23 protein-coding genes are annotated in these 19,677 nt (G+C 43.5%); 4 read left to right on the forward strand and 19 right to left on the reverse strand.

Going from position 1 to position 19,677, the window contains the following annotated elements:
* Nucleotides 1–82 precede the first annotated feature (82 nt).
* Nucleotides 83–1,255: a hypothetical protein gene (locus AB5642_RS06075; RefSeq protein ID WP_173734869.1), complete on the reverse strand. Its 1,173-nt coding sequence runs from the start codon at nt 1,253–1,255 to the stop codon at nt 83–85.
* 311 nt (nt 1,256–1,566) lie between these two features.
* A complete protein-coding gene (locus tag AB5642_RS06080; protein ID WP_118577763.1) occupies nt 1,567–3,363 on the reverse strand; it encodes an L-fucose isomerase in 1,797 nt (598 codons plus the stop codon).
* 194 nt (nt 3,364–3,557) lie between these two features.
* Between AB5642_RS06080 and AB5642_RS06085 the strand changes: the two genes are divergently transcribed.
* The 3 genes from AB5642_RS06085 (at nt 3,558) to AB5642_RS06095 (ending at nt 5,546) form a co-directional block, all read left to right on the forward strand.
* Nucleotides 3,558–4,406, forward strand: coding sequence for an AraC family transcriptional regulator (locus tag AB5642_RS06085; protein WP_173734868.1), 849 nt, complete (start codon nt 3,558–3,560; stop codon nt 4,404–4,406).
* A gap of 577 nt (nt 4,407–4,983) precedes the next feature.
* Nucleotides 4,984–5,220, forward strand: coding sequence for a hypothetical protein (locus tag AB5642_RS06090; RefSeq protein WP_118577765.1), 237 nt, complete (start codon nt 4,984–4,986; stop codon nt 5,218–5,220).
* Nucleotides 5,221–5,285: 65 nt separating this feature from the next.
* Nucleotides 5,286–5,546, forward strand: a complete 261-nt coding sequence (locus tag AB5642_RS06095) for a heavy-metal-associated domain-containing protein (protein WP_173734867.1) — start codon at nt 5,286–5,288, stop codon at nt 5,544–5,546.
* 35 nt (nt 5,547–5,581) lie between these two features.
* Here the strand turns inward: AB5642_RS06095 and AB5642_RS06100 are convergent, their stop codons facing one another.
* From AB5642_RS06100 to AB5642_RS06175, 16 genes are all read right to left on the reverse strand, one after another.
* Nucleotides 5,582–6,697, reverse strand: a complete 1,116-nt coding sequence (locus tag AB5642_RS06100; RefSeq protein WP_173717927.1) for a cob(I)yrinic acid a,c-diamide adenosyltransferase — start codon at nt 6,695–6,697, stop codon at nt 5,582–5,584.
* Nucleotides 6,698–6,914: 217 nt separating this feature from the next.
* Complete coding sequence (locus tag AB5642_RS06105) at nt 6,915–8,066, reverse strand: 1-propanol dehydrogenase PduQ (protein WP_368371496.1); 1,152 nt, start codon at nt 8,064–8,066, stop codon at nt 6,915–6,917.
* A gap of 47 nt (nt 8,067–8,113) precedes the next feature.
* Nucleotides 8,114–8,887 (reverse strand): DeoR/GlpR family DNA-binding transcription regulator, encoded by a 774-nt coding sequence (locus AB5642_RS06110; protein ID WP_118577769.1) that lies wholly within the window; start codon nt 8,885–8,887, stop codon nt 8,114–8,116.
* Between the two features lie 42 nt (nt 8,888–8,929).
* The gene (locus AB5642_RS06115) at nt 8,930–9,478 is read right to left on the reverse strand and encodes a BMC domain-containing protein (protein WP_118577770.1); all 549 of its coding nucleotides are present in this window, start codon (nt 9,476–9,478) and stop codon (nt 8,930–8,932) included.
* A gap of 16 nt (nt 9,479–9,494) precedes the next feature.
* Nucleotides 9,495–10,823: a 4Fe-4S dicluster domain-containing protein gene (locus tag AB5642_RS06120; RefSeq protein WP_118577771.1), complete on the reverse strand. Its 1,329-nt coding sequence runs from the start codon at nt 10,821–10,823 to the stop codon at nt 9,495–9,497.
* Between the two features lie 4 nt (nt 10,824–10,827).
* The gene (locus AB5642_RS06125) at nt 10,828–11,094 is read right to left on the reverse strand and encodes a EutN/CcmL family microcompartment protein (RefSeq protein WP_117850917.1); all 267 of its coding nucleotides are present in this window, start codon (nt 11,092–11,094) and stop codon (nt 10,828–10,830) included.
* A gap of 104 nt (nt 11,095–11,198) precedes the next feature.
* Nucleotides 11,199–11,843, reverse strand: coding sequence for a phosphate propanoyltransferase (gene pduL / locus AB5642_RS06130; RefSeq protein WP_117850748.1), 645 nt, complete (start codon nt 11,841–11,843; stop codon nt 11,199–11,201).
* 128 nt (nt 11,844–11,971) lie between these two features.
* Entirely contained in the window at nt 11,972–12,250 is a 279-nt protein-coding gene (locus AB5642_RS06135; RefSeq protein WP_022387788.1) for a BMC domain-containing protein, read from the reverse strand.
* A gap of 203 nt (nt 12,251–12,453) precedes the next feature.
* A complete protein-coding gene (locus AB5642_RS06140) occupies nt 12,454–12,756 on the reverse strand; it encodes a BMC domain-containing protein (protein WP_118577772.1) in 303 nt (100 codons plus the stop codon).
* Nucleotides 12,757–12,777: 21 nt separating this feature from the next.
* Entirely contained in the window at nt 12,778–13,053 is a 276-nt protein-coding gene (locus AB5642_RS06145; RefSeq protein ID WP_118577773.1) for a BMC domain-containing protein, read from the reverse strand.
* Between the two features lie 128 nt (nt 13,054–13,181).
* Nucleotides 13,182–13,496: a BMC domain-containing protein gene (locus AB5642_RS06150; protein WP_118577774.1), complete on the reverse strand. Its 315-nt coding sequence runs from the start codon at nt 13,494–13,496 to the stop codon at nt 13,182–13,184.
* Nucleotides 13,497–13,519: 23 nt separating this feature from the next.
* The gene (locus AB5642_RS06155; RefSeq protein WP_148461169.1) at nt 13,520–14,758 is read right to left on the reverse strand and encodes a zinc-binding dehydrogenase; all 1,239 of its coding nucleotides are present in this window, start codon (nt 14,756–14,758) and stop codon (nt 13,520–13,522) included.
* Between the two features lie 17 nt (nt 14,759–14,775).
* Nucleotides 14,776–16,164 carry an aldehyde dehydrogenase family protein gene (locus AB5642_RS06160; RefSeq protein WP_148461168.1) on the reverse strand — a complete coding sequence of 463 codons (1,389 nt, stop codon included), beginning with the start codon at nt 16,162–16,164 and terminating at the stop codon, nt 14,776–14,778.
* A gap of 73 nt (nt 16,165–16,237) precedes the next feature.
* Entirely contained in the window at nt 16,238–17,104 is an 867-nt protein-coding gene (locus AB5642_RS06165) for a class II aldolase/adducin family protein (RefSeq protein WP_118577777.1), read from the reverse strand.
* A gap of 247 nt (nt 17,105–17,351) precedes the next feature.
* Nucleotides 17,352–17,825, reverse strand: coding sequence for a EutP/PduV family microcompartment system protein (locus tag AB5642_RS06170; protein ID WP_148461167.1), 474 nt, complete (start codon nt 17,823–17,825; stop codon nt 17,352–17,354).
* A 6-nt stretch (nt 17,826–17,831) separates the two neighbouring features.
* Nucleotides 17,832–18,209 (reverse strand): BMC domain-containing protein, encoded by a 378-nt coding sequence (locus tag AB5642_RS06175; protein ID WP_021924989.1) that lies wholly within the window; start codon nt 18,207–18,209, stop codon nt 17,832–17,834.
* A 279-nt stretch (nt 18,210–18,488) separates the two neighbouring features.
* On the opposite strand from AB5642_RS06175, the gene AB5642_RS06180 reads away from it, so the two are divergent.
* Nucleotides 18,489–19,202 carry a phosphatase gene (locus tag AB5642_RS06180; RefSeq protein ID WP_368371497.1) on the forward strand — a complete coding sequence of 238 codons (714 nt, stop codon included), beginning with the start codon at nt 18,489–18,491 and terminating at the stop codon, nt 19,200–19,202.
* Between the two features lie 123 nt (nt 19,203–19,325).
* Here the strand turns inward: AB5642_RS06180 and AB5642_RS06185 are convergent, their stop codons facing one another.
* Nucleotides 19,326–19,634: a cysteine-rich small domain-containing protein gene (locus AB5642_RS06185; protein ID WP_173717923.1), complete on the reverse strand. Its 309-nt coding sequence runs from the start codon at nt 19,632–19,634 to the stop codon at nt 19,326–19,328.
* Nucleotides 19,635–19,677: the final 43 nt, after the last annotated feature.

Below are 19,677 nucleotides of genomic sequence, written 5' to 3' on the forward strand. Positions count from 1 at the left end.
GTGTTGTTATCAACAAATAATTTTTTATTTCAGCTAAAAAGCTCCGTCGGATTCCCGGCGGAGCTTTTATTATTCATGTTTATTATGATTCACTATTTTTTCCTTTTTTCTTAAGGAGCCAGATTACCACTGCGATGCCAATGATAATAACTACAACCAGAATCCAGATAACAGAATTCATTCCCTTATCTGTGCTCTCCACATTTTTGCTGGATGCTTCCTGTTCTGCACTTTCTGAAGGAGCAACTGTTACTGTTGCCTCTTCTGTAGGCGCAATAGTCACACTTGGCTCCGGGGTGGGAGTACTTGTCTCTGTTGGTTCCGGAGTAGGAGTACTTGTCTCAGTCGGCTCCGGGGTAGGAGTGCTCGCTTCAGTCGGCTCAGGGGCAGGAGTACTTGTCTCTGTTGGCTCTGAAGCTGCAGTTGCTTTCTTAGTCGGTTCCGGAGCAGGAGTACTCGTCTCAGTTGGCTTCGGAGCAGGAGTACTTGTCTTCTCAGGCTTCGGGGTAGGAGTGCCTGTTGGCTCTGCCTCCACATCACTGCTGTCTTTGCCTTCGGTACCTGCTTTTCCAACTTCAGAAGTATTCTCTCCATCCTGAACAGATTTTGAACTGTCTTCCGCTTCTTTCTCAGTTTCAGGAACAAGTTCTACTGTACTCTCTTCCGTATTGGTGGCTTCTGCAATATTTACCCAGCCAGAAACATCACCAGCCTCTGTGTGTCCCCAGATACCATCTTTACCAGTATCTACTTCTGTATCAATATATAACTTCTCACCATTCGCTATATTACAGCCTCCGGAAACTGTGCCGTACTTTTTTCCAGGTCCTTTATACAGGCAAACGGAACCGTCTTCCTTAGCATTGACTGTAATACTGTAATTCGCATCCTTGCTTCCGTATAAGGCAAGCTCTGATGCCACTGTCTCGGCAAGAGTGGCCGGCTTCAGATAATTCTCTTCCAGGAAACCAAACATGCCATGAAGCTGAGCATATACCCATACCTTTCCAGCTTCATCTGTGACCTCTCCTTCTACATGGATCGCAGTTCCATTAGGAATCAGCTCATCATTCAGCTTCGGGCTGGAAGCATCTGCCTCTGAATACATGTCAACACCGCCATCAGGCGATTCTACAATCATATAGTAATCTGTTTTATAATCAACCTGCTGTGTCTTTCCTGCATCTGCAAAAACTCCCACAGTCATGCAAAAAGTAAGAAGCACAGCCAGCAACATTCCCAGCTTTTTCTTCATATATATCCTCTTTTCCCTCTTATATACATTTTCTGTTTTTCATTGTAACACACCAGGAAAAACTTGCAACCATTTTTCTCATATTTTCCCATTATTTTACAGCAACAGTTACTATTCACCGGTAATGTTCCGCGAGGTGTTTTTATAAACAATTTCACAGAAAAATCGGGAATCCGGGCGTGAAATCATGCGAATGTATGTCCGATAAAGAGCCCCAGACAATAAAAGAGCGAGACAAAAGTCCCGCTCTCTCAGCTTTCCTTCATTGTCCTGGGGGAGTGAAAGAAAGCAGTTAAATTATAAAAAGCTAATTATTTATAAAGAGGTCCATAGTTCTTGCAAGCTCTGAAATCTGCACCCTCTTTATCCATTCCAAATGCATTCCAAGCAGCCGGACGATAGATATCTTTCTCCGGAACGTTATGCATGGATACCGGGATACGAAGCATAGAGCACATTGTGATCAGGTCAGCTCCGATATGTCCGTAGGAGATAGCACCGTGGTTAGCTCCCCAGTTGTTCATTACATCATAAGCTGTCTTGAACGGTCCCTCTTTGCCATCGCATCTTGGAGCAAACCATGTACATGGCCATGTGTAGTCTGTACGTTTCCAAAGTTTGTCAGATACTTCTGCTGGAAGAGCAACTGTCCATCCTTCAGCAATCTGCAGAACCGGTCCAAGTCCTTTAACAAGGTTCAAACGGATCATTGTTGCAGGCATCTGAGCTTTTGTTTCATAACGGCTGGAGTATCCGCCTCCACGGAAGTATCCGTTGTCAGCCATACACCATTCAGTGTTTTCCATGATAGCTTTCTGGTCTTCTTCTGTGATATCCCACCACTGTTTCATAACAGCATTGCCGTTTTCATCTTTAGCTTCGCCGTTAGCGTCAAGGCAAGCAGCACCGGAGTTGATCAGGTGAAGGAATCCGCCAGCTTCTTTAGCTACGCCTTCAAGGTCATATCCTGTAGCTTTCTTAACAGCCTCTGGGCTCCAGTATGTACGAACATCAGCGAAGATCTGAGCTCTGTTTGTAAGAAGTTTCATGAACATCATTCCAAGTCCGTTGAGAACGTCATTCTCTGTAGCGAGGATGTATGGCTCACGAGCTCCGTTCCAGTCGAAGGATGTGTTCAGCATAGCTTCTGCAAAGTCACCGTTTGGATAGAAATCTGTCCACTGTCTCTGTCCCTGGAAACCAGCTGCCAGAGCGTTGTGTCCGATTGCTTCCTCGGAGAATGCAGGATCAAGGTTATCGCAGCCGTTCATCAGCTCTTTGATGATAACTGCCATTTTAACTACGAACTCAAACTGCTCTTCTTTCTTCTCTGGGGAGAACTGCAGTTCTTCAGGGTTCTTGTCCCAACCAATCTTACAGGTCTCTTTCGCCCATTTGAGAGCTTTCTCAAATTCTGCGTGATCGTAGATGCCTTCTGTCATACGACGGATGATTTCTACCTCATCAACGGATTCAACACGCATTCCAAGATAGGATTCGATGAAATCGGAATCAATGATAGATCCGCCGATACCCATTGTAACGGAACCGATCTGCAGATAGGATTTGCCTCTCATGGAAGCAGCTGCAACTGCTGCACGTCCGAATCTGAGTAATTTCTCTTCAACGTCTGCCGGGATAGATGTGTCATCAGCTTCCTGAACATCATGTCCATAGATACCGAATGCCGGAAGACCTTTCTGTGCATGTGTAGCAAGAACGGATGCAAGGTAAACTGCTCCTGGTCTTTCTGTTCCGTTGAAGCCCCATACAGCTTTGATTGTCTGAGGATCCATATCCATTGTCTCTGCGCCATAGCACCAGCACGGTGTAACAGTAAGTGTGATGTCTACACCTTCTTTACGGAATTTGTCAGCACATGCAGCACTTTCACCTACACGTCCGATTGTTGTATCAGCGATAACAACTTTAACAGGCTCACCGTTGGAATATCTCAGGTTTTCTTCAAAAAGTTTCGCAGCGGATTTAGCCATATTCATTGTCTGCTCTTCAAGAGATCCTCTGACATCGAGTGCTCCTCTACGTCCGTCGATTGTTGGTCTGATACCGATAACCGGATAGCTGCCTACTAATCTGCTCTTTGCCATGATTCATTACCTCCATAATAAATATATTCTTTTTTAAGAGGTTTCACTAAAAAACCTCCCTGTTTCCTATAGTTCATAGTATACAATTGCCAAACCGTAATTACTTGTGATATAATGGCAAAAAATAGTACAATATTCACTTTTTTGATCATTTTGTAAAAAATCCATCAAATTAACTTAAGGAGGAATTTATTTTGCAGGATCTGGACCATAATGAAGACCGTTTAAGGGGAACATATGATTTTCCTTTTGAATTTCATCATATTGATCAGGCTCATCCGCGCTATGTAATGTCCTATCACTGGCATGTAGAATATGAAATCATTCGTATTCTTGAGGGCTCTCTCACTGTCACTTTAGACGAAAAAAGTTTCATTGCAACAGCTGGAGACATCATTTTTGTACATAGTGGAATTCTTCACAGTGGAATTCCTGATAATTGTCTTTATCAGTGCATTGTTTTCGACGGAAATGTTTTCCTCAAAAATAATTCTGTTTGTGCAGGATATATGCAGAAGATTATTCATCAGGAAATTCTGATCTATCATCATTTTACACCAAAGCATATAGAAATCTGCAATACAATAAACAGTCTTTTTGATTCTCTTTGGAAAAGAGAACCTGGCTACGAGCTCACTGTAATTGGACAATTTTACCACTTTTTCGGCATTATTTTTAGTAATCATTACTATCTTGAAAGTATAACACGCGCAAGACGTGATTATAAGAGAATTTTACAGCTGAAACAGGTACTTGATTTCATTGAGCACAACTATACGGGGGCTCTGACACTAAAACAGCTTTCGGCCTCCGTATCCATGTCACCCAAATACTTTTGCCGTTTTTTCTCCGAAATGACCCATCAGACTCCCATGGATTATCTGAACAGGCAGCGCATTGAGAGAGCCTGCTATGAAATCTCCACAACCGATGATTCTATTACAGATATTGCATATCGAAATGGATTTAATGATCTGAGCTATTTTATACGTACATTTAAAAAATACAAAGGAACTACACCAGGAAAATATAAGAAAAGCTGATTAGGAGGGCGAGCATTGGCCGGATGCCCGCCCACAAAAAAAGAATTGACTTCTTTTTCTCTTATTTCTCAGATATGCTAAAGATGTGATTTTTTTCGTCGTAAGAAAAACGACAGAGAATCATTCCTGTATTTTTTACAGGCTACGTTGACGCATTTTATGCGTTTTCTTTTGCTGTTAAGACTCGAAAAAAGCCATAGCTTATTCTTGTTTTCGCTATATATGCCATTTTTCCAGAATGGTCTCTTATTCCAGGACCCTTATGTAGCAGGTTTTCAAGTAACCGGATGATGGAATTGCTGCTGATCAGGCAGATTAGCCCATGGCAGAAAACTGTCCGCACATACTGCTGCAGAACGCCGCAGAAAATCAGAAATTGTTTTTCTCTTTCGTTTCTTTTATTCTAACAAAAGCCGGTTGCCATTACAACGAAATTCGGTCGTAAAATTCTCACATAATTCGACACTTAAATGATAAATTTTATCTGTAACTGAAGTTTTCTTTTTTCTGAAACGTGCTATAATATTTTCAATTAGAAGCAACTAACATAAGTATGACGAAAGGAAGCTGTTGAATCATGGGAAGATGTTATCATTTATCAAAAACTGTTACGGAAGACCTGGCAAATGAAATCATAAAAGAACTGACAGAGCGAGGCGATGTAAAACACGCCAGAATCTCCGCTGACGGACGTTATCTTCATGTGGATACTATTGACGGAGAATTTTCCGTGGTAATGTATTCAGCAGTAAATATCTGCAGCCGTATTGCAAACTGCGAGCTGTCCTTTGTGAAATTTGATTACACAGCTTAGAGCGTGTTTGAAAACATACCGCCAGGACATTTATGGCAAATCTATTAAAAAAGGGAGATTAAATTATGCAGCAGATTACATTAAAAATAGACGGAATGATGTGTGGAATGTGTGAATCCCACATTAACGAAAGTATTCGTAATAACTTTTCTGTAAAAAAAGTCACCTCATCCCATACAAAAGGAGAGACGATTATCCTTACAGAAAATGATCTTGATGAAGCAAAACTGAAAGAGACTATTGATAAAACAGGTTATAAACTGCTTTCTGTCTCAAAAGCTCCGTACGAAAAAAAGAAAGGCTTTTTCTCTTTCCTGAAAAAATAGCCTTTCCCTGTCATAATCCTTGTACTATATTCCAACTACAATATTTCCGGTAATACGGACAATGCATATTCTGCCAGGCTGTGATCTTCCTCTCCTGTGCCTCCGCTTATACCAAGACCTCCGATAATCGTATCTCCGGATTTCAACGGCACACCGCCTCCGAAAATCACGATTTTTCCACCATCCATCTTATCTACGCCATAAAAAGTTCCGCCTGGCTGAGCCAGTTTAGATAATTCCATGGTGGACATTTTCACCGCAACAGAAGTATAAGCTTTTTTCAAAGCGACATCAAAGCTTACCAGAAATGCTCCGTCCATTACATGAACGGCAATTGGATTTCCTTCCGGACCACAAACTGCAATCACCGCTTTCTTACCGCGACGAAGGGCTTCCTGTTCGATTTTCCCGATCAGCTTCTTCGCTCCATCCAGTGTAATCTTATTCTGCATACCCATGCGGCGCAGTACTGCCTGAATTACAGCTTCGTCTACAGAATCAGAGGTACCAGATATGAGAGAATTTTCAACTTTCGTATCCACGCTCACGCTTCCTCCTGCCACTTTCTCAGTTCCACTTGCATGTAGTTCCGTATTTTCAGAAGATGCGTCAGTTTCTACAAGCTTTGACGTTCCCGTCTTCTGACCTGCTGCCTCCGCTTCTTCGTAGCGTGCAAGCACATACAGATAGTCGGCCAGACGGTTCATATATTTCTTGCTTCCTGTGTCAGAACCAAACTTTACACTTACAGCGGCAAGATCACGCTCCGCTCTTCTGGCCACAGCCCAAGTCACATCAATCTCAGCAGACAAGCGACAAGCCCCAGGTAATGAGGACTCCTTCGGCATATGAAAAAGCCCCGTCAAACGGTCAATCTCTTCCTCTAAAAGCTCTGTCTTGTCATCATTGATCTTATACTCTCTATTATATGGATCTGCCACTCCTGCATCAATTCTGGTCAGATTTTCCTGGATCTTCTCCAGAAAACGGATGGTATCTCCATCTCTGATCATGGTTTTCAACACTCCAATATGGCAGGAAAGTTCATCTATGGTTCCCTCCAGCTGGATTCGATCATCCGCTTTGGAAACGTTTTTCGTATGGACAAGATTGGTAGTTCCCTTGTCACCATTCTTTGTATAAATACTCATACGACTTTCTCCTGACATTTTACCCATCCGGCAAAATGGATTTTATTATGCACCAATACACTGAATATAAGACAATATCTGTGCAAAAACAGAAAATAATCCACATTATCTTACATTCACTACATTAGTTATAAACAGACTCTGGACAAATAACCGCAATTCCACAGTATCTGTCCAAAGCCTCTTATATGTTGCTAGACAGCAACTCTTAAATTCATTAAAATGACCACAATTTCTTGTAAATCTTCACAATATCCTCTTTTGTTGGGACTCTTGGGTTGGCAGTTGTGCAGGCATCAGCAAGCGCCAGGTTTGCCATTTTGTCAATTGCTGCAAAATACTCATCCTCAGAAATAGTTCCCATTTCTTTAATCGTAAGCGGAATATTCATTTCCTTCTGCATAAACTGAATCCAGTTTACAAGAGATCTTACAGACATTACTTTGTTGTAGTTACTCAGTCCAAGAATATGTGAAATATTGGCATATCGCTTTACTGCCGGAAGATATTCCTGCTGGCTTCTGCTATGTTTGTTGATATTTGCATTAAATTCTACAATATGCGGAAGCAGCATTGCATTGGCACGTCCATGCGGAATATGGAAAATAGCTCCCAGCTGATGTGCCATACTATGTGTGATTCCAAGTCCTGCAGCATTAAAAGACAGTCCGGCAAGACAGGAAGCTACATGCATTTTCTGACGGGCATGCATATCGCCGCCGTCAAGGTATGCTCTTAACAGAAAGACTCCGCAGATTTCAATTGACTTTTCAGCAAGAGCAGATGAAAATTCATTGTGATTGATACTTACATAAGACTCAATTGCATGAGTCAGTACGTCCATACCTGTATCTGCTGTGATAGAGGGCGGAACGCTCTTTACCAGTTCTGCATCCAGGATTGCCTCATCAGCTGTAAGGCTGTCTGAGATCAGCGGATACTTCACATGATTATCTGTATCATTTACAACTGCAAAAGAGGTAACCTCAGATCCGGTACCACTGGTAGTAGGAATTGCAATAAGACCTACTTTGCCGTAATTGTTGATCTTCAGGGCAAACTCACGGATTGCCTTGGATGAGTCAATTGCAGAGCCACCTCCGACAGCTACTACAACCTCCGGCTGATACTCCAGGAACTTCTTTACACCTTCTGCGATTTTTCCTACCGGTGCATCCGGCACAACATCACTGAATACTTCAAACTCCTTGCCACCGCGTCTCAATGGGTCTGTGATCAGCTTGATCATTTTCCCTTTTGCGATGAATGGATCTGTGATCACCAGAACTTTTTTGTATGGCAGTTCTGCCAGTCTATCCAGGGCATTGTCACCAAAATGGATGACTGTTTTCATTTCAAAAGTTTTCATAATTCAATGCTCCTTTATTGCAGCTTTCTTTTGTAAGCAGAAAGCTTCTATCGGACAGATTCCGGATATCTGCACTCCACGCCCTCTTCTTTAAAAAGCTTCAGCCATTTTTCAGAAGGCTTCGCATCTGTCACGACGATATCAACATCCCGCAATCTTCCGGCAACGGAAAATGCGGTCTGGTCAAATTTCGTATTGTCCACAACCAGGATTTTCTTACGTCCTGAATCCAGCATTGCTCTCTTTGCTGTTCCAAAAGCTTCCTGTGATTCCATTACTCCCCAGTTCTCATCAAGAGCCTTACAGGAAAAAATAACGGTATCTACAAAATAAGAGCGAATGACTTCTTCTGTCCGGGATCCAAGGAAAGCCAGATAGCCTTCCTTCATCATCCCACCTGTGGAAATAATATTCCATCCTGACACATCTGCCAGTTCCAGAAGGATCTCCATGGAATTGGTGATCACAGTCAGACGCTCCTTCTCTTTTAATGCCTTTGCCACAAACACTGCAGTAGTGCTGGCGTCCAGAAGCAGATGTTCCCCGTCATGCACAAGAGAGGCTACAATTTCCGCCATCTTCTGTTTCCCAACTACATTCTGATTCTTGCGCACATTAAAAGGGAGATCAATGCTCACATCTTCATTGATCACAGCTCCGCCATAACTTTTAATGGCAAGCCCTTCCTTCTCCAGCTTGTCCAGATCCCGTCGGATGGTTTCCTCAGAGACACCGTATAACTGGCTCAGTTCACTTACTACTACGCGCTTCTCATTCTGTAATTTCTCAAGGATCAGATTCCGTCTCTCTAACGCAAGCATGTTCAGGTCCCCTCCGCGTTCATTTTATTGGTCAGACCAGAATTACAGAAGGCTGTCGATCATTCTCTTATCCGGATGTGCAATAACAGAGGAATCCAGATACATGCCTTTTTCAGCAACAAGCTCTTTCGCTCTGTCGATTGATGCGGATACAGCAGAAACCTCACCAGTGATCATCATGTAAGATTTTCCGCACATGCCTTTTGCAATACGAAGCTCAATAAGATCTACAATTGCAGTCTTTGCAGCCTGATCTGCAGCCTCAATAATGGAAGCTGCATCATATGTTTCAAGAATTCCCAGCGCACTGATCTCCTCAACCTGAGTAGTTCCATAAATAGCCGGGAAAAGAGACTCGTGCGGATTACCCAGTACAAAACTGTCAATGCACTTGTCCTCATATGTTGTTACAGCTGTATCTACGGCAGCTTTTACCGCACTGAGATCACCGGTAATAATTGCAATATATTTACCCGGACACACGGTCTGCGCCTCAACGATTTCTACATCAGATGTCTTAACCATTGCATCTGCTGCAGTAACGCCGGTAGCTGTAGTTTTGAATTCAATCATTCCGATTGCTTTACTCATTTTCTGCACGTCCTTTCTAATTCTTTGCAACTACGATCCAGCGGTCTGTCACCTCGGTAACTTTACCGGAGATGGTTGCATGGATACCAACACTTAAGCCCTGGGCAGGAGAAGCGATCATCTGACCTCTTGTCACCTGATCTCCAACTTTTACAATTGCCTGAGCAGGTGCTCCAATATGCTGGCTAAGAAGAATTTTAACCTTTGGAATATCAACCAGTGTCTCGTCCATCGGTGCGTCTTTGTCATATTTTGTAAGACCAAGACGTGCCATCAGGCGTTCTTCCGGAACCTTGCGGTATTCTCGGGATTCCTTAACTGGTACTGGCTGTACTCCCTGAGGAGGACGAATACCTGCCTTACGAAGTCCGCCCTTCATGTCTGCAAGAAGTGTTCTTGGAGCAAGGCTCTGAGGACATGCATACATCTCACAAACTCCACAGGAGCTGCAGAAGCTTGCATTGATGTATGGATTAACATCTCTGAAATCCTGATTGGAAGCTGCACGCATGAAGCGGGCTGGATCAATCGGATGTCCCAGATTGTTACGTGGGCAAAGATCTGTACAAGTATTACACTGGCAGCAAATAGATGCTGCACGTTTTAAATCTATAGCAGAAGTCCGCATCTTCTTCTGTACGATTAAATGGTCTTTTGGCAGAACCAGAATCGCATTTGTTGTCTTCGTCACAGGGTCAGAACCTTTTCCGATTCTTCCCATCATCGGTCCACCAATAAAGTAAACCGGATCTTTTACAGTAGTTCCGCCTGCCTGGGCAACAACATCATCCATAGTACATCCAAGAGGTACTTTTACAGTTACCGGATGATTTACCTCAGCTACAACAGACACATATTTGGCTGTTACAGGCTCTTTTTTCTCTACTGCCTGGTATATATTATACAATGTCTCTACGTTAAATACAGCAACTCCCTGCTCAATAGGAAGTCCGCCAGGTCTTACAACTCTACCAGTTGCTTCGTAGATCAGTACAACCTCATCTCCCATCGGATACACTTCATCCAGAAGGTGAATGCGCATTCCAGGGAACTCTTCAATATGCTGTTTCAGAGCATTTACTGTCTGAACGTAAGATTTTTTGATTCCAATAATGGCTTCAGAAGCTCCAACCGTTTCCTGAACCATATGGAAGGTTTTCATAATTTCGTAAGCGTGCTTCTCTAATAACTGTCTGTGTAATTTCAGTAAAGGTTCGCACTCTGCACAGTTCATAAGAATGGTATTTGCTTTGTCTGTCAGCTTCATGTATGTAGGGAATCCTGCACCACCGGCACCAACTACACCATTCTCCTGTATAATATTCTGTAATTCTTTGATATCCATGGCGTTACTCCAATCCTGCACCGTCATCAACGATACCTACAATGGCGGCATCTACCGGTGCTGTTTCTACGCCGCAGCCAATTCTTGCCGCGCTTCCTTGTGCCACCAATACATATTCTCCGATTCCTGCACCGATAATATCGATCGCAACAATCTGACTGAGGTCACCTTTCATGTGATGAACCGGTTCCACGATCATAAACTTATTGCCGATCAGCTTTTCGTTTTTTCTTGTGGAAACAACGCTTCCTACTACCTTGCCAACTATCATGTGAACCTCCAAATTTTATATCAGTTCAGCCATGCATCTGTCATTTTCAGAACCAGCATGGCTGAACACTTTATTTTAGTAATGAGGAAATGATTTCCAAAACATTACTTTATAATTGTAACTGTATTGCCTGTGGCAATTTTTGCTGCATTTGCTTCATCTGTATCAATGTGCATCTCCAGTGTAAAGCTGTCGTCTACACGGATCTTCACCTGATTGAAAATGGTTCCTCTCTCATTGTCTGCTTTAACAGATACGATATCTCCATCCTTCACACCGGCTGCCTGGGCATCCTTCGGGGACATGTGAATGTGACGCATTGCTACGATACATCCCTCTTTCAGATAAATCGCACCTTTCGGTCCGACAATTGCAATAGGAGCACTTCCCTTAACATCTCCAGACTCACGCACCGGTACTTTCATACCAAGCTTGATTGCGTCTGTAGCTGATACTTCAACCTGTGAAGCCTTGCGGACCGGTCCGAGAATACGTACATTCTCAATTGCACGGAGCTTCAGTCCAACGATAGTTACTGTCTCATTGGAGGCAAACTGTCCGCCCATCAGCTCTTTCTTCTTGGTGAGCTGATATCCTGGTCCAAATAAAGCTTCAACATGTTCCTGCGTCAGGTGGATATGTCTTGCGGAAACTCCGATGGGCACCATGAAGCCATTGCCTTTTTCTTCTTTTTTATTGAGAGCATCCAGTACCATTCTGGTAATCAGCTCAACATTATTGGTTTCCAAAAGTACACCTGCTTTCTTCCTGAAATTCGGTAATGTCTGCCGTAGCAGACATTATAAAAGTAAGGAGCATCCATGAATTCGCTCATGCAAGCACGGCTCATTCATGGCTGCTGTCTGGAACTTTTATATTATTTCAGAACTGGAAGGATTTTCTCAACATCTGCATGAGGTCTCGGAATTACGTGTGTAGCTACAAGCTCTCCAAGTCTGGATGCTGCTGCGCTTCCGCTCTCTACTGCAGATTTAACTGCTCCAACATCTCCACGAACCATAACAGTTACAAGACCGGATCCGATCTTCTCTGTTCCAACTAATGCAACGTTAGCTGCTTTGCACATCTGGTCAGCTGCCTCGATAGCTGCTGTAAGTCCTCTGGTTTCTACCATTCCTAATGCTTCCTGTGTCATGATTTTTTCCTCCTTATGAATTGCTGGTTTCTCAGCTTCTATATGTTTGGTTTCTGTAATCTCTTTGTCAGCTGCAGTGGTCTTCGGCTCTTCTGCCTTTACTTCTGCTGCTTTTGCTCTGGTTGTTCTGGCCGTTCTTCTCGGAGCGGCTGCCTTTTTAGGGGCTGTTTTTTTCGCTGTCTCTTTCTTTTCTTCGTCAGCCATTATTCATCCCCCTTTTTCTTTCTCCATCGACTTGCGCTAAGCTCCACCATTTTGACGATTTCCTCATGGGGATTGGCAATTACTGCATAGCTTGCCGGTTTCTTGATGGCATTTGTTGCTGCCGCTTCCACGGCTTCTGTAACAGCTGCCACATCGCCTTGTACAATAATGGTCACCAGTCGTCCGCCCAGCTTACGCTCCCATGACGCCAGCTCAACGTCTGCCGTTTTACACATGATGTCCAGGGCATCCATGGCCGCTACAACACCTGTGATTTCAATAAAACCATATGATTTACTCATGAGCGAACTCCTTATAGTTCATTAGATGCTTGGAAGGATTTTCTCCACATCTGTATGAGGTCTTGGGATTACGTGTGTAGCTACAAGCTCTCCAAGTCTGGATGCTGCTGCGCTTCCACTCTCAACTGCTGCCTTAACAGCTCCGACATCACCGCGAACCATAACAGTTACAAGACCGGATCCGATTTTCTCTGTACCAACCAGTGTAACCTCTGCTGCTTTTGTCATTGCATCTGCTGCCTCGATTGCAGCTGTAAGTCCTCTGGTTTCTACCATTCCTAAAGCTTCCTGTGCCATGATGAATTCCTCCTGATATATCTCGACTTTTCAAGTACGCTCCAGCGTACTTGCTGTGAGGTACCTGCCATGCTCCGCATGACTTTGTTCGTTTTTATTATAGACTTAAATTCACTGGTTAGCAATCATTAATCCTTATCCAGTGCGCTGATTTTCAGCATTTTTTGTGTACCGGGTTCCGGATTTGGTATTACGTAGTGCTGTACCACACCGGTCATACTCTCTGCTACTCTGATTCCAGCTTCCACAGCCTCTGTTACATCAGAAACGCTTCCGCGGAACTTGATGCAGACAAGGAGCGGTACCGGCAGACTGTCCGCATTTGCAGGTTTATTTTTATCAAAAACCTCCAGATGGACATTTGCTGCCTTGCAGCCGGCGTCGGCCGCCACAAATGCTGTTGCCAGTCCGAACACCTCCAAGATTCCTACAGCTTCTGCCATCTTGATTCTCCTTTATCCGGCAATTATTTATTTACAACTGCGATCTTAAGACCGGTCATTGCAAGGTTCTTCTTTAATGCTTCATTGATCTCCTCAAGCGGATACTTGTCTGTGATCAGCTCAGACATTGGAAGTCCGATTGCGTTTGCTCTCTTAAGGAAGTCAAATGTTGTAACGTAATCTCTTAAGGTGTATACCCAGGAGCCTACGATTGTGATCTCTTTGGAGCAGATGTCAAAGTGCGGGTTGATTGTAGCATCTCCACCATTGATGAAGAAACCAAGCTCGCAAAGGCCACCGCCGTTACGGATGAATTTGTAGATGTTTGCATGAGCAACAGGTGATCCTGTACACTGGAATGCAAAGTCTGCAAGATGTCCGCCAAACTGATCTTTAACAGCTTCAGAAAGTGCTTCGATTCCTTTGTGCTCCATGAAGTTTACGCTCATGGTAGCGCCCATTCTCTTGGCGAAATCAAGACGCTGCTGATTTCCATCTACAGCACAGATGTTCTCGATACCCATGGTACGAAGAACTGCAATACAGATGAGACCGATTGGTCCGCATCCCTGTACAACAACTCTGCTGTTAAAACGAAGGATACCAGTTGTTTTTGCTCTCTCAACTGCATGTACAAGAACTGCACATGGCTCGATCAGGATACGGGAATCCAGATCAAGATCACTTACGTTGAAGAATGTGCTTCCGAACTCTCCGCCTCTGATAAAGATGTAATCAGAGAACCATCCGTTAAGATGAATGTCATCATCTGGAAGAAGTCCGTATACGTCAGCTCCGCCAACGTTTTTCTTGTTCAGGTCGAACATAGTGATCTCCGGATCATCCTTGAAGATCATACAGGTAACAACTTTGTCACCGATCTTAACCGGTTTTCCAGCTGTATCAGTCTTAACATTTTTACCCATGGCAACGATCTCACCAGTTCCCTCATGTCCAAGTGCAACCGGGATCAGGTTGAATGGGTCTCTCTTGAATTCGTGAGCATCAGTACCGCAAACGCCGCAGCCTTCTACTTTAACAAGGATATCGTCATCACCAAGTGCCGGAATCGGGTACTCTTTAATATCAAAATGCTCTTTTTCAGTAAGTACTGCAACGTGTGCAGTTTTCGGGATTGCGCCTGCCGGTGCTGCAGCTGGTGCAACTGGTGCTGCTGATGCAGAAGCTGCCGGTGCTGTTCCAGCCATTCCAGCAAGAACCTGTTTTACGATTTCTTCGATATTTACGTTATTCATGTCCATTTTTATGTTTCCTCCTGTCAGCGAATGCAAAGGCTGTCTGCCATTACGCAGCGTCTTCTCTTGGTGAATGTACTTGCACTTGTAAGTCCTTCACCAGTACGGCTTGCGATTGTGAATGTACAGTAACCTTCTCCGCCGAATCCAAGTGCTGCATAGGAAGGTGCATTCTTAACAAGGATTGCGGTGTCGATTGCTTTCGCATATTTGGTGATATTGTCAATGTTCTTGGAATGAATGTGTGCAGAGTGGCGGTTGCCATGCTCAAGCCATACAGCCTGCTCTACTGCATCATCAAAATCTTTTGCCCTTACAACGCCAAGGATCGGCATCATAAGCTCTGTAGCGATAAGTGGATGTTCCTTCGGTCCTTCAAATACGATGCAGCGGATATTTGCAGGAGCATTTACTCCGATCATGGAAAGTAATGTTCTTGCGTCACGTCCAACGCATTTACGGTTCAGCTTGCCGCCTGCAAGAACAACTGCTGTAAGTTTATCCTGCTCTTCTTTGGAAGCAAGGTAACAGTCATTCTCACTTACCAGATAATGCATAAGCTCATCTGTAATAGAAGCAACTGCTACGATTTCCTTCTCTGCGATACACGGAAGGTTGTTATCGAATGTACATCCGTTTACGATATCCTGAGCAGCTTTTCTTACATCTGCTGTCTCATCTACAACTGCCGGAGGATTTCCTGCGCCAGCGCCGATTCCACGTTTTCCAGAGGAAAGGACTGCTGTTACAACGCCAGGACCGCCTGTTGCTGCGATAAGCGGGATATCTTTATGTTTCATCATGATGTTGCTTGTCTCTAATGTAGGTTTCTCTACTGTAACTGCGATATTGTCCGGACCGCCTGATTCCAGGGATGCTTCGTTCAGAAGGTTAATCGCATAAATAGATGTTTTGATTGCTGCCGGATGTGGGTTAAATACAACTGTATTTCCGCCTGCCAGCATACCGATCGTATTACACAGAATGGTCTCACTTGGATTCGTACACGGAGTGATCGCTCCGATTACGCCAAACGGTCCCATCTCGATCAGAGTAAGTCCTCTGTCGCCTGACCAAGCTGTAGTGCTGAGATCTTCTGTGCCTGGGGTCTTGTCTGCTACCAGATGGTGTTTCAGGATCTTATCTCCTACATTTCCCATTCCGGTCTCATCAACGCCCATACGAGCAAGGATTTCTGCATTTTCTTTTGTTTTTCTTCGAATGCAGGTAATAATTTTTTCTCTCTGGTCCAAGGACATTTTCCGAACGATCTTCTGAGAAGCTTTCGCTGCCTCAATGGCTTCGTTCATATCTTTGAAAATTCCATGTTTACCGGCCGGAGCGTCTGCAATCTGCATTTTCGCCATAACTTCCTGTACAATATCCTGTACCATGCTCTCGCTGATTGGCATGAGATTGTTCCTCCTTAACAATTGCCCGCAGCTGCCTGATTTTCTCACAGCTGCCGGCCTTTATATTTTCTGATTATTTCAGTCCTAACTGAGCCATAACCTGTTTGGTGATCTTAGCTACTAACTCTGCATCTGCATTAGCTGTATCTGCTGCCGGAGCATCGCAGTTGCCGCCAACGAAATCATACTGATATCCTGGGAACTGTTTATAGTCTTCGTTGTGACATGCACCACCGCAGTTATGGCAGTTCATGCCATCTTTGTTCTGGCAAAGGCTTGCCGGATGTTTTCCAGGCATACCGAATTTACGACGGATCTCATAAAGTTTCTTAATGTTCTCTTTATCAAATTCCTTCGGGCCTCCAAGAAGTTTGCTCTGATACAGAAGCTGTGCATAGAATTCTACGGACTCCATCTTCATGTATGCAGCGTTCAGGTCTGTGCTCCAGGTAAGAGCTCCGTGGTTCTCAAGAAGAACTGCATCGAAATATGGAAGATATTTCTCAAGGTTATCCGGAATCTCCATTGTAGAAGGTGTACCATACTCAGCGATCGGAACACATCCAAGAGCGATAACTGCCTCTGGCATGATTGGCTGTGTAAGCGGAATACCGGCAATAGCAAAAGATGTTGCATAAATTGGATGAGCATGTACAACAGATCCTACATCAGGTCTCTTCTCATATACTCTCATATGCATCTTGATCTCAGATGATGGTTTGAATCCCGGGTTAGCCTGAAGAACATTTCCTTTGGCATCTACTTTACAGATGAACTCTGGGGTCATAAAGCCTTTGGATACACCAGTAGGTGTGCAAAGGAACTCGTTGTCATTCAGTTTTACAGAGATGTTTCCATCATTTGCTGCAACCATGTTGCGGTTATAGATTCTTCTTCCGATGTCGCAAATCTGTTTTTTGATTTCGTATTCGTTTACCATGCTTTTTTCCTCCTTAAGCACATTCAGGTGCGGTGGATTATGTAAGTTATAGTACCGCACCGGGTAACTTATCATGGCTAGGCATAGCTAGCCTGTTACTTTTTAGGTTATGTTGTAAGTTTACACCATTCCACATTATAAGTCAAGGTTTTTCCGTTGTTTTATGTTGTTTTATGTGGATTTTTTTCTGGATTGCTATGTTGTTTTTCGTGGTTTTGCTGTTTTTTCCACATTTGACAGATATTTTCTAATTCACAGGATCAGAGGCATCTTTTTCCCATGGCATTACATCGCCATCTTCCCTGAGATATTCCAAAATCTCCGGAATGCCCTCCTGCTGCCTGGAGTCTACATAAAAGATTTTTTTACAGCCGGCAAGCTCCAGCCAGGACGTGGCAAGTTTTACATTTGCATCCGGATTGTGGATTTTGGTAACAATTCCAATTACTTCACGGTTGGCCATACAGGTAATGCAAGGTGGAAAAAGACAATAAGGTTCCGTGGCAGATACCAGCAGACCTACCACATCTGATTCATATGTATACAACGCCAGGGCGTGTCCCAGACCTTTCGTCTGGGCATACTCTCCTGGCGTATCTACGATCACATCAAAATTATTTACATATTGTGTTTTATGATAATGTATTTTTTCACCACGCAGGGCCTGGGTCAAAGTAGTTTTTCCAGCCTCGCTGCGACCGATCAGAACAAGTTTCTTCATATTCTGTCAGGTCCTTGTAATGGGGCATAAAGTAAAGCCCAGTTTATTTCCCACATAATCCAGAATTGCGCTGGTAGAAGCTTCTACTTCCGACACAGTACCTGTGATGATCAGGCTTCCGCTGAAACGATCAACAAACCCCAGTTCAATGCCAGATGATTTCATCGCAATATCTGCCATAATGATAGCAGTTTCTGCCGGACTTACAGTCATGATCCCAATGGCCGCTCTTGAGTAGTCCAGCGACGGATCAAGGCCCAGCTTGGTGTAAAGAATCTTATCCGGATTGGCAATGATATGTGCCAAGGAAATCTGCTTGCCTGGTACAAGCTCCTGTACGATTCTCTGTTTCATTTCCGGAGACATATTATCTGTGTATCCCATTTTCTCCTCCTGAATAAAGAGTTTTTATAATCTGATTTGATTATACCTTTCTGATTTCCAAGTGTCAACAAAAAGCAACATTTCCTGGCATGTTATATGTGGTTTTTCTTGTAGTGTAATGTTGTTTTTATTTGTTTTCTCTGTTTTTTCTTATTTATGATTGACATGTTTTTTGCCCTCTGGCATACTAAAGTTAACTGTAAATGGCTTTTCAAAACACTTTTATAGCGAAATTACCAACTGCATATATTCACGTAATCTTGACTAGGAGATGATTTTATGTATCTTTCTGATATACACACACATTCCATTGCCAGCGGACACGGCACAACCTGCACCATCAGTGACATGGCAAAGGCTGCTTCTCAAAAAGGGCTGAAGCTTCTTGGAATCACAGACCACGGACCAGCCACTCTGGCTGCAGGAACTTTTTCTTATTTCCGAAGCCTGATCTATTCGCCCAGGAAGCGTTTCGATGTGGAATTATTATATGGAATTGAACTGAACATTCTGGATACCGATGGAAAAACAGATCTGCCACAGGAGCTTCTTGATAAGCTGGACTACGCAATTGCCAGCATGCATTATCAGAATTTCCGTCCTAAGACCAGGGAAGAAAATACTGCTGCTTTTCTGAACGTAATGAAGAATCCGGTTGTAAAAATCCTGGGACACATTGATAATCCCCAGTATGACATAGATTACGACGCAGTTGTAAAGGCTGCCGGTGAAAACGGTGTTCTCCTTGAGATCAACGAAGCTTCCCTGGCGCCTTACGGATATCGGGGCGATACACATGCCAACTGTGCGCAGATTCTTTCCTGCTGCCGGAAGTATCTGGTTCCAATCGTGCTTTCCAGTGACAGTCATGGAACAGAGCATATTGGAGACTTCACTTATGCCGCTGATTTCGTTCATGATGCTATGTTTCCAGAGGGTCTGATCCTCAACAACCAGATTCCGAAATTAAAGATGCTGTTAAGCATACGATAAAAAGGATCCAGCTTGCAGAATTCCAATGGAATTTCGCATTACGCAAAAACTCTCCGAGAAATATAAATACGTAAGCTTAACTTCGTATATATTCCGGAGAGTTTTTTATACTTATTTCTTTGATTACTCATTTTCATTTTTATGATCTGCTTCTCTTACTTTCTGCATCATCGCAGCAAGTTCCTGATATTTTCCTGTCACATAACCGTAGTTTTTCTTCTTATGAGGGAGCTGACAATTCGTACAATCTTTAAATCCCTTCTCATTATATTTGAAATTTCCGCCGCATTTGTCTCCAAGGGCATAAAGCGGGCAATAGCAGAACAGACAGTTAAAGTCCTCCGGATCAGCTCCTCTATGACAGGGAAAATACTCACATTTTTTATGACTGAAATAAGCGTATTCTTTGTCTTCCCAATATTTTTTCTCCATATTTCTCTCCTTATCTCATACAACTCAAAGCAAAATATTCTTT

This window comes from Ruminococcus sp. 1001136sp1_2201st1_G3_2201SCRN_220225 (assembly GCF_040924365.1).
GTDB lineage: Bacteria > Bacillota > Clostridia > Lachnospirales > Lachnospiraceae > Blautia_A > Blautia_A faecis.

Excerpts from the sequence above, each read along its gene's own strand:
- AB5642_RS06075 (WP_173734869.1), bottom strand. The coding sequence starts at position 1,255 with ATGAAGAAAAAGCTGGGAATGTTGCTGGCTGTGCTTCTTACTTTTTGC.
- AB5642_RS06080 (WP_118577763.1), bottom strand. The coding sequence starts at position 3,363 with ATGGCAAAGAGCAGATTAGTAGGCAGCTATCCGGTTATCGGTATCAGA.
- AB5642_RS06090 (WP_118577765.1), top strand. The coding sequence starts at position 4,984 with ATGGGAAGATGTTATCATTTATCAAAAACTGTTACGGAAGACCTGGCA.
- AB5642_RS06095 (WP_173734867.1), top strand. The coding sequence starts at position 5,286 with ATGCAGCAGATTACATTAAAAATAGACGGAATGATGTGTGGAATGTGT.
- AB5642_RS06100 (WP_173717927.1), bottom strand. The coding sequence starts at position 6,697 with ATGAGTATTTATACAAAGAATGGTGACAAGGGAACTACCAATCTTGTC.
- AB5642_RS06105 (WP_368371496.1), bottom strand. The coding sequence starts at position 8,066 with ATGAAAACTTTTGAAATGAAAACAGTCATCCATTTTGGTGACAATGCC.
- AB5642_RS06110 (WP_118577769.1), bottom strand. The coding sequence starts at position 8,887 with ATGCTTGCGTTAGAGAGACGGAATCTGATCCTTGAGAAATTACAGAAT.
- AB5642_RS06115 (WP_118577770.1), bottom strand. The coding sequence starts at position 9,478 with ATGAGTAAAGCAATCGGAATGATTGAATTCAAAACTACAGCTACCGGC.
- AB5642_RS06120 (WP_118577771.1), bottom strand. The coding sequence starts at position 10,823 with ATGGATATCAAAGAATTACAGAATATTATACAGGAGAATGGTGTAGTT.
- AB5642_RS06125 (WP_117850917.1), bottom strand. The coding sequence starts at position 11,094 with ATGATAGTTGGCAAGGTAGTAGGAAGCGTTGTTTCCACAAGAAAAAAC.
- AB5642_RS06135 (WP_022387788.1), bottom strand. The coding sequence starts at position 12,250 with ATGACACAGGAAGCATTAGGAATGGTAGAAACCAGAGGACTTACAGCA.
- AB5642_RS06140 (WP_118577772.1), bottom strand. The coding sequence starts at position 12,756 with ATGAGTAAATCATATGGTTTTATTGAAATCACAGGTGTTGTAGCGGCC.
- AB5642_RS06145 (WP_118577773.1), bottom strand. The coding sequence starts at position 13,053 with ATGGCACAGGAAGCTTTAGGAATGGTAGAAACCAGAGGACTTACAGCT.
- AB5642_RS06150 (WP_118577774.1), bottom strand. The coding sequence starts at position 13,496 with ATGGCAGAAGCTGTAGGAATCTTGGAGGTGTTCGGACTGGCAACAGCA.
- AB5642_RS06155 (WP_148461169.1), bottom strand. The coding sequence starts at position 14,758 with ATGGACATGAATAACGTAAATATCGAAGAAATCGTAAAACAGGTTCTT.
- AB5642_RS06160 (WP_148461168.1), bottom strand. The coding sequence starts at position 16,164 with ATGCCAATCAGCGAGAGCATGGTACAGGATATTGTACAGGAAGTTATG.
- AB5642_RS06165 (WP_118577777.1), bottom strand. The coding sequence starts at position 17,104 with ATGGTAAACGAATACGAAATCAAAAAACAGATTTGCGACATCGGAAGA.
- AB5642_RS06170 (WP_148461167.1), bottom strand. The coding sequence starts at position 17,825 with ATGAAGAAACTTGTTCTGATCGGTCGCAGCGAGGCTGGAAAAACTACT.
- AB5642_RS06175 (WP_021924989.1), bottom strand. The coding sequence starts at position 18,209 with ATGGGATACACAGATAATATGTCTCCGGAAATGAAACAGAGAATCGTA.
- AB5642_RS06180 (WP_368371497.1), top strand. The coding sequence starts at position 18,489 with ATGTATCTTTCTGATATACACACACATTCCATTGCCAGCGGACACGGC.
- AB5642_RS06185 (WP_173717923.1), bottom strand. The coding sequence starts at position 19,634 with ATGGAGAAAAAATATTGGGAAGACAAAGAATACGCTTATTTCAGTCAT.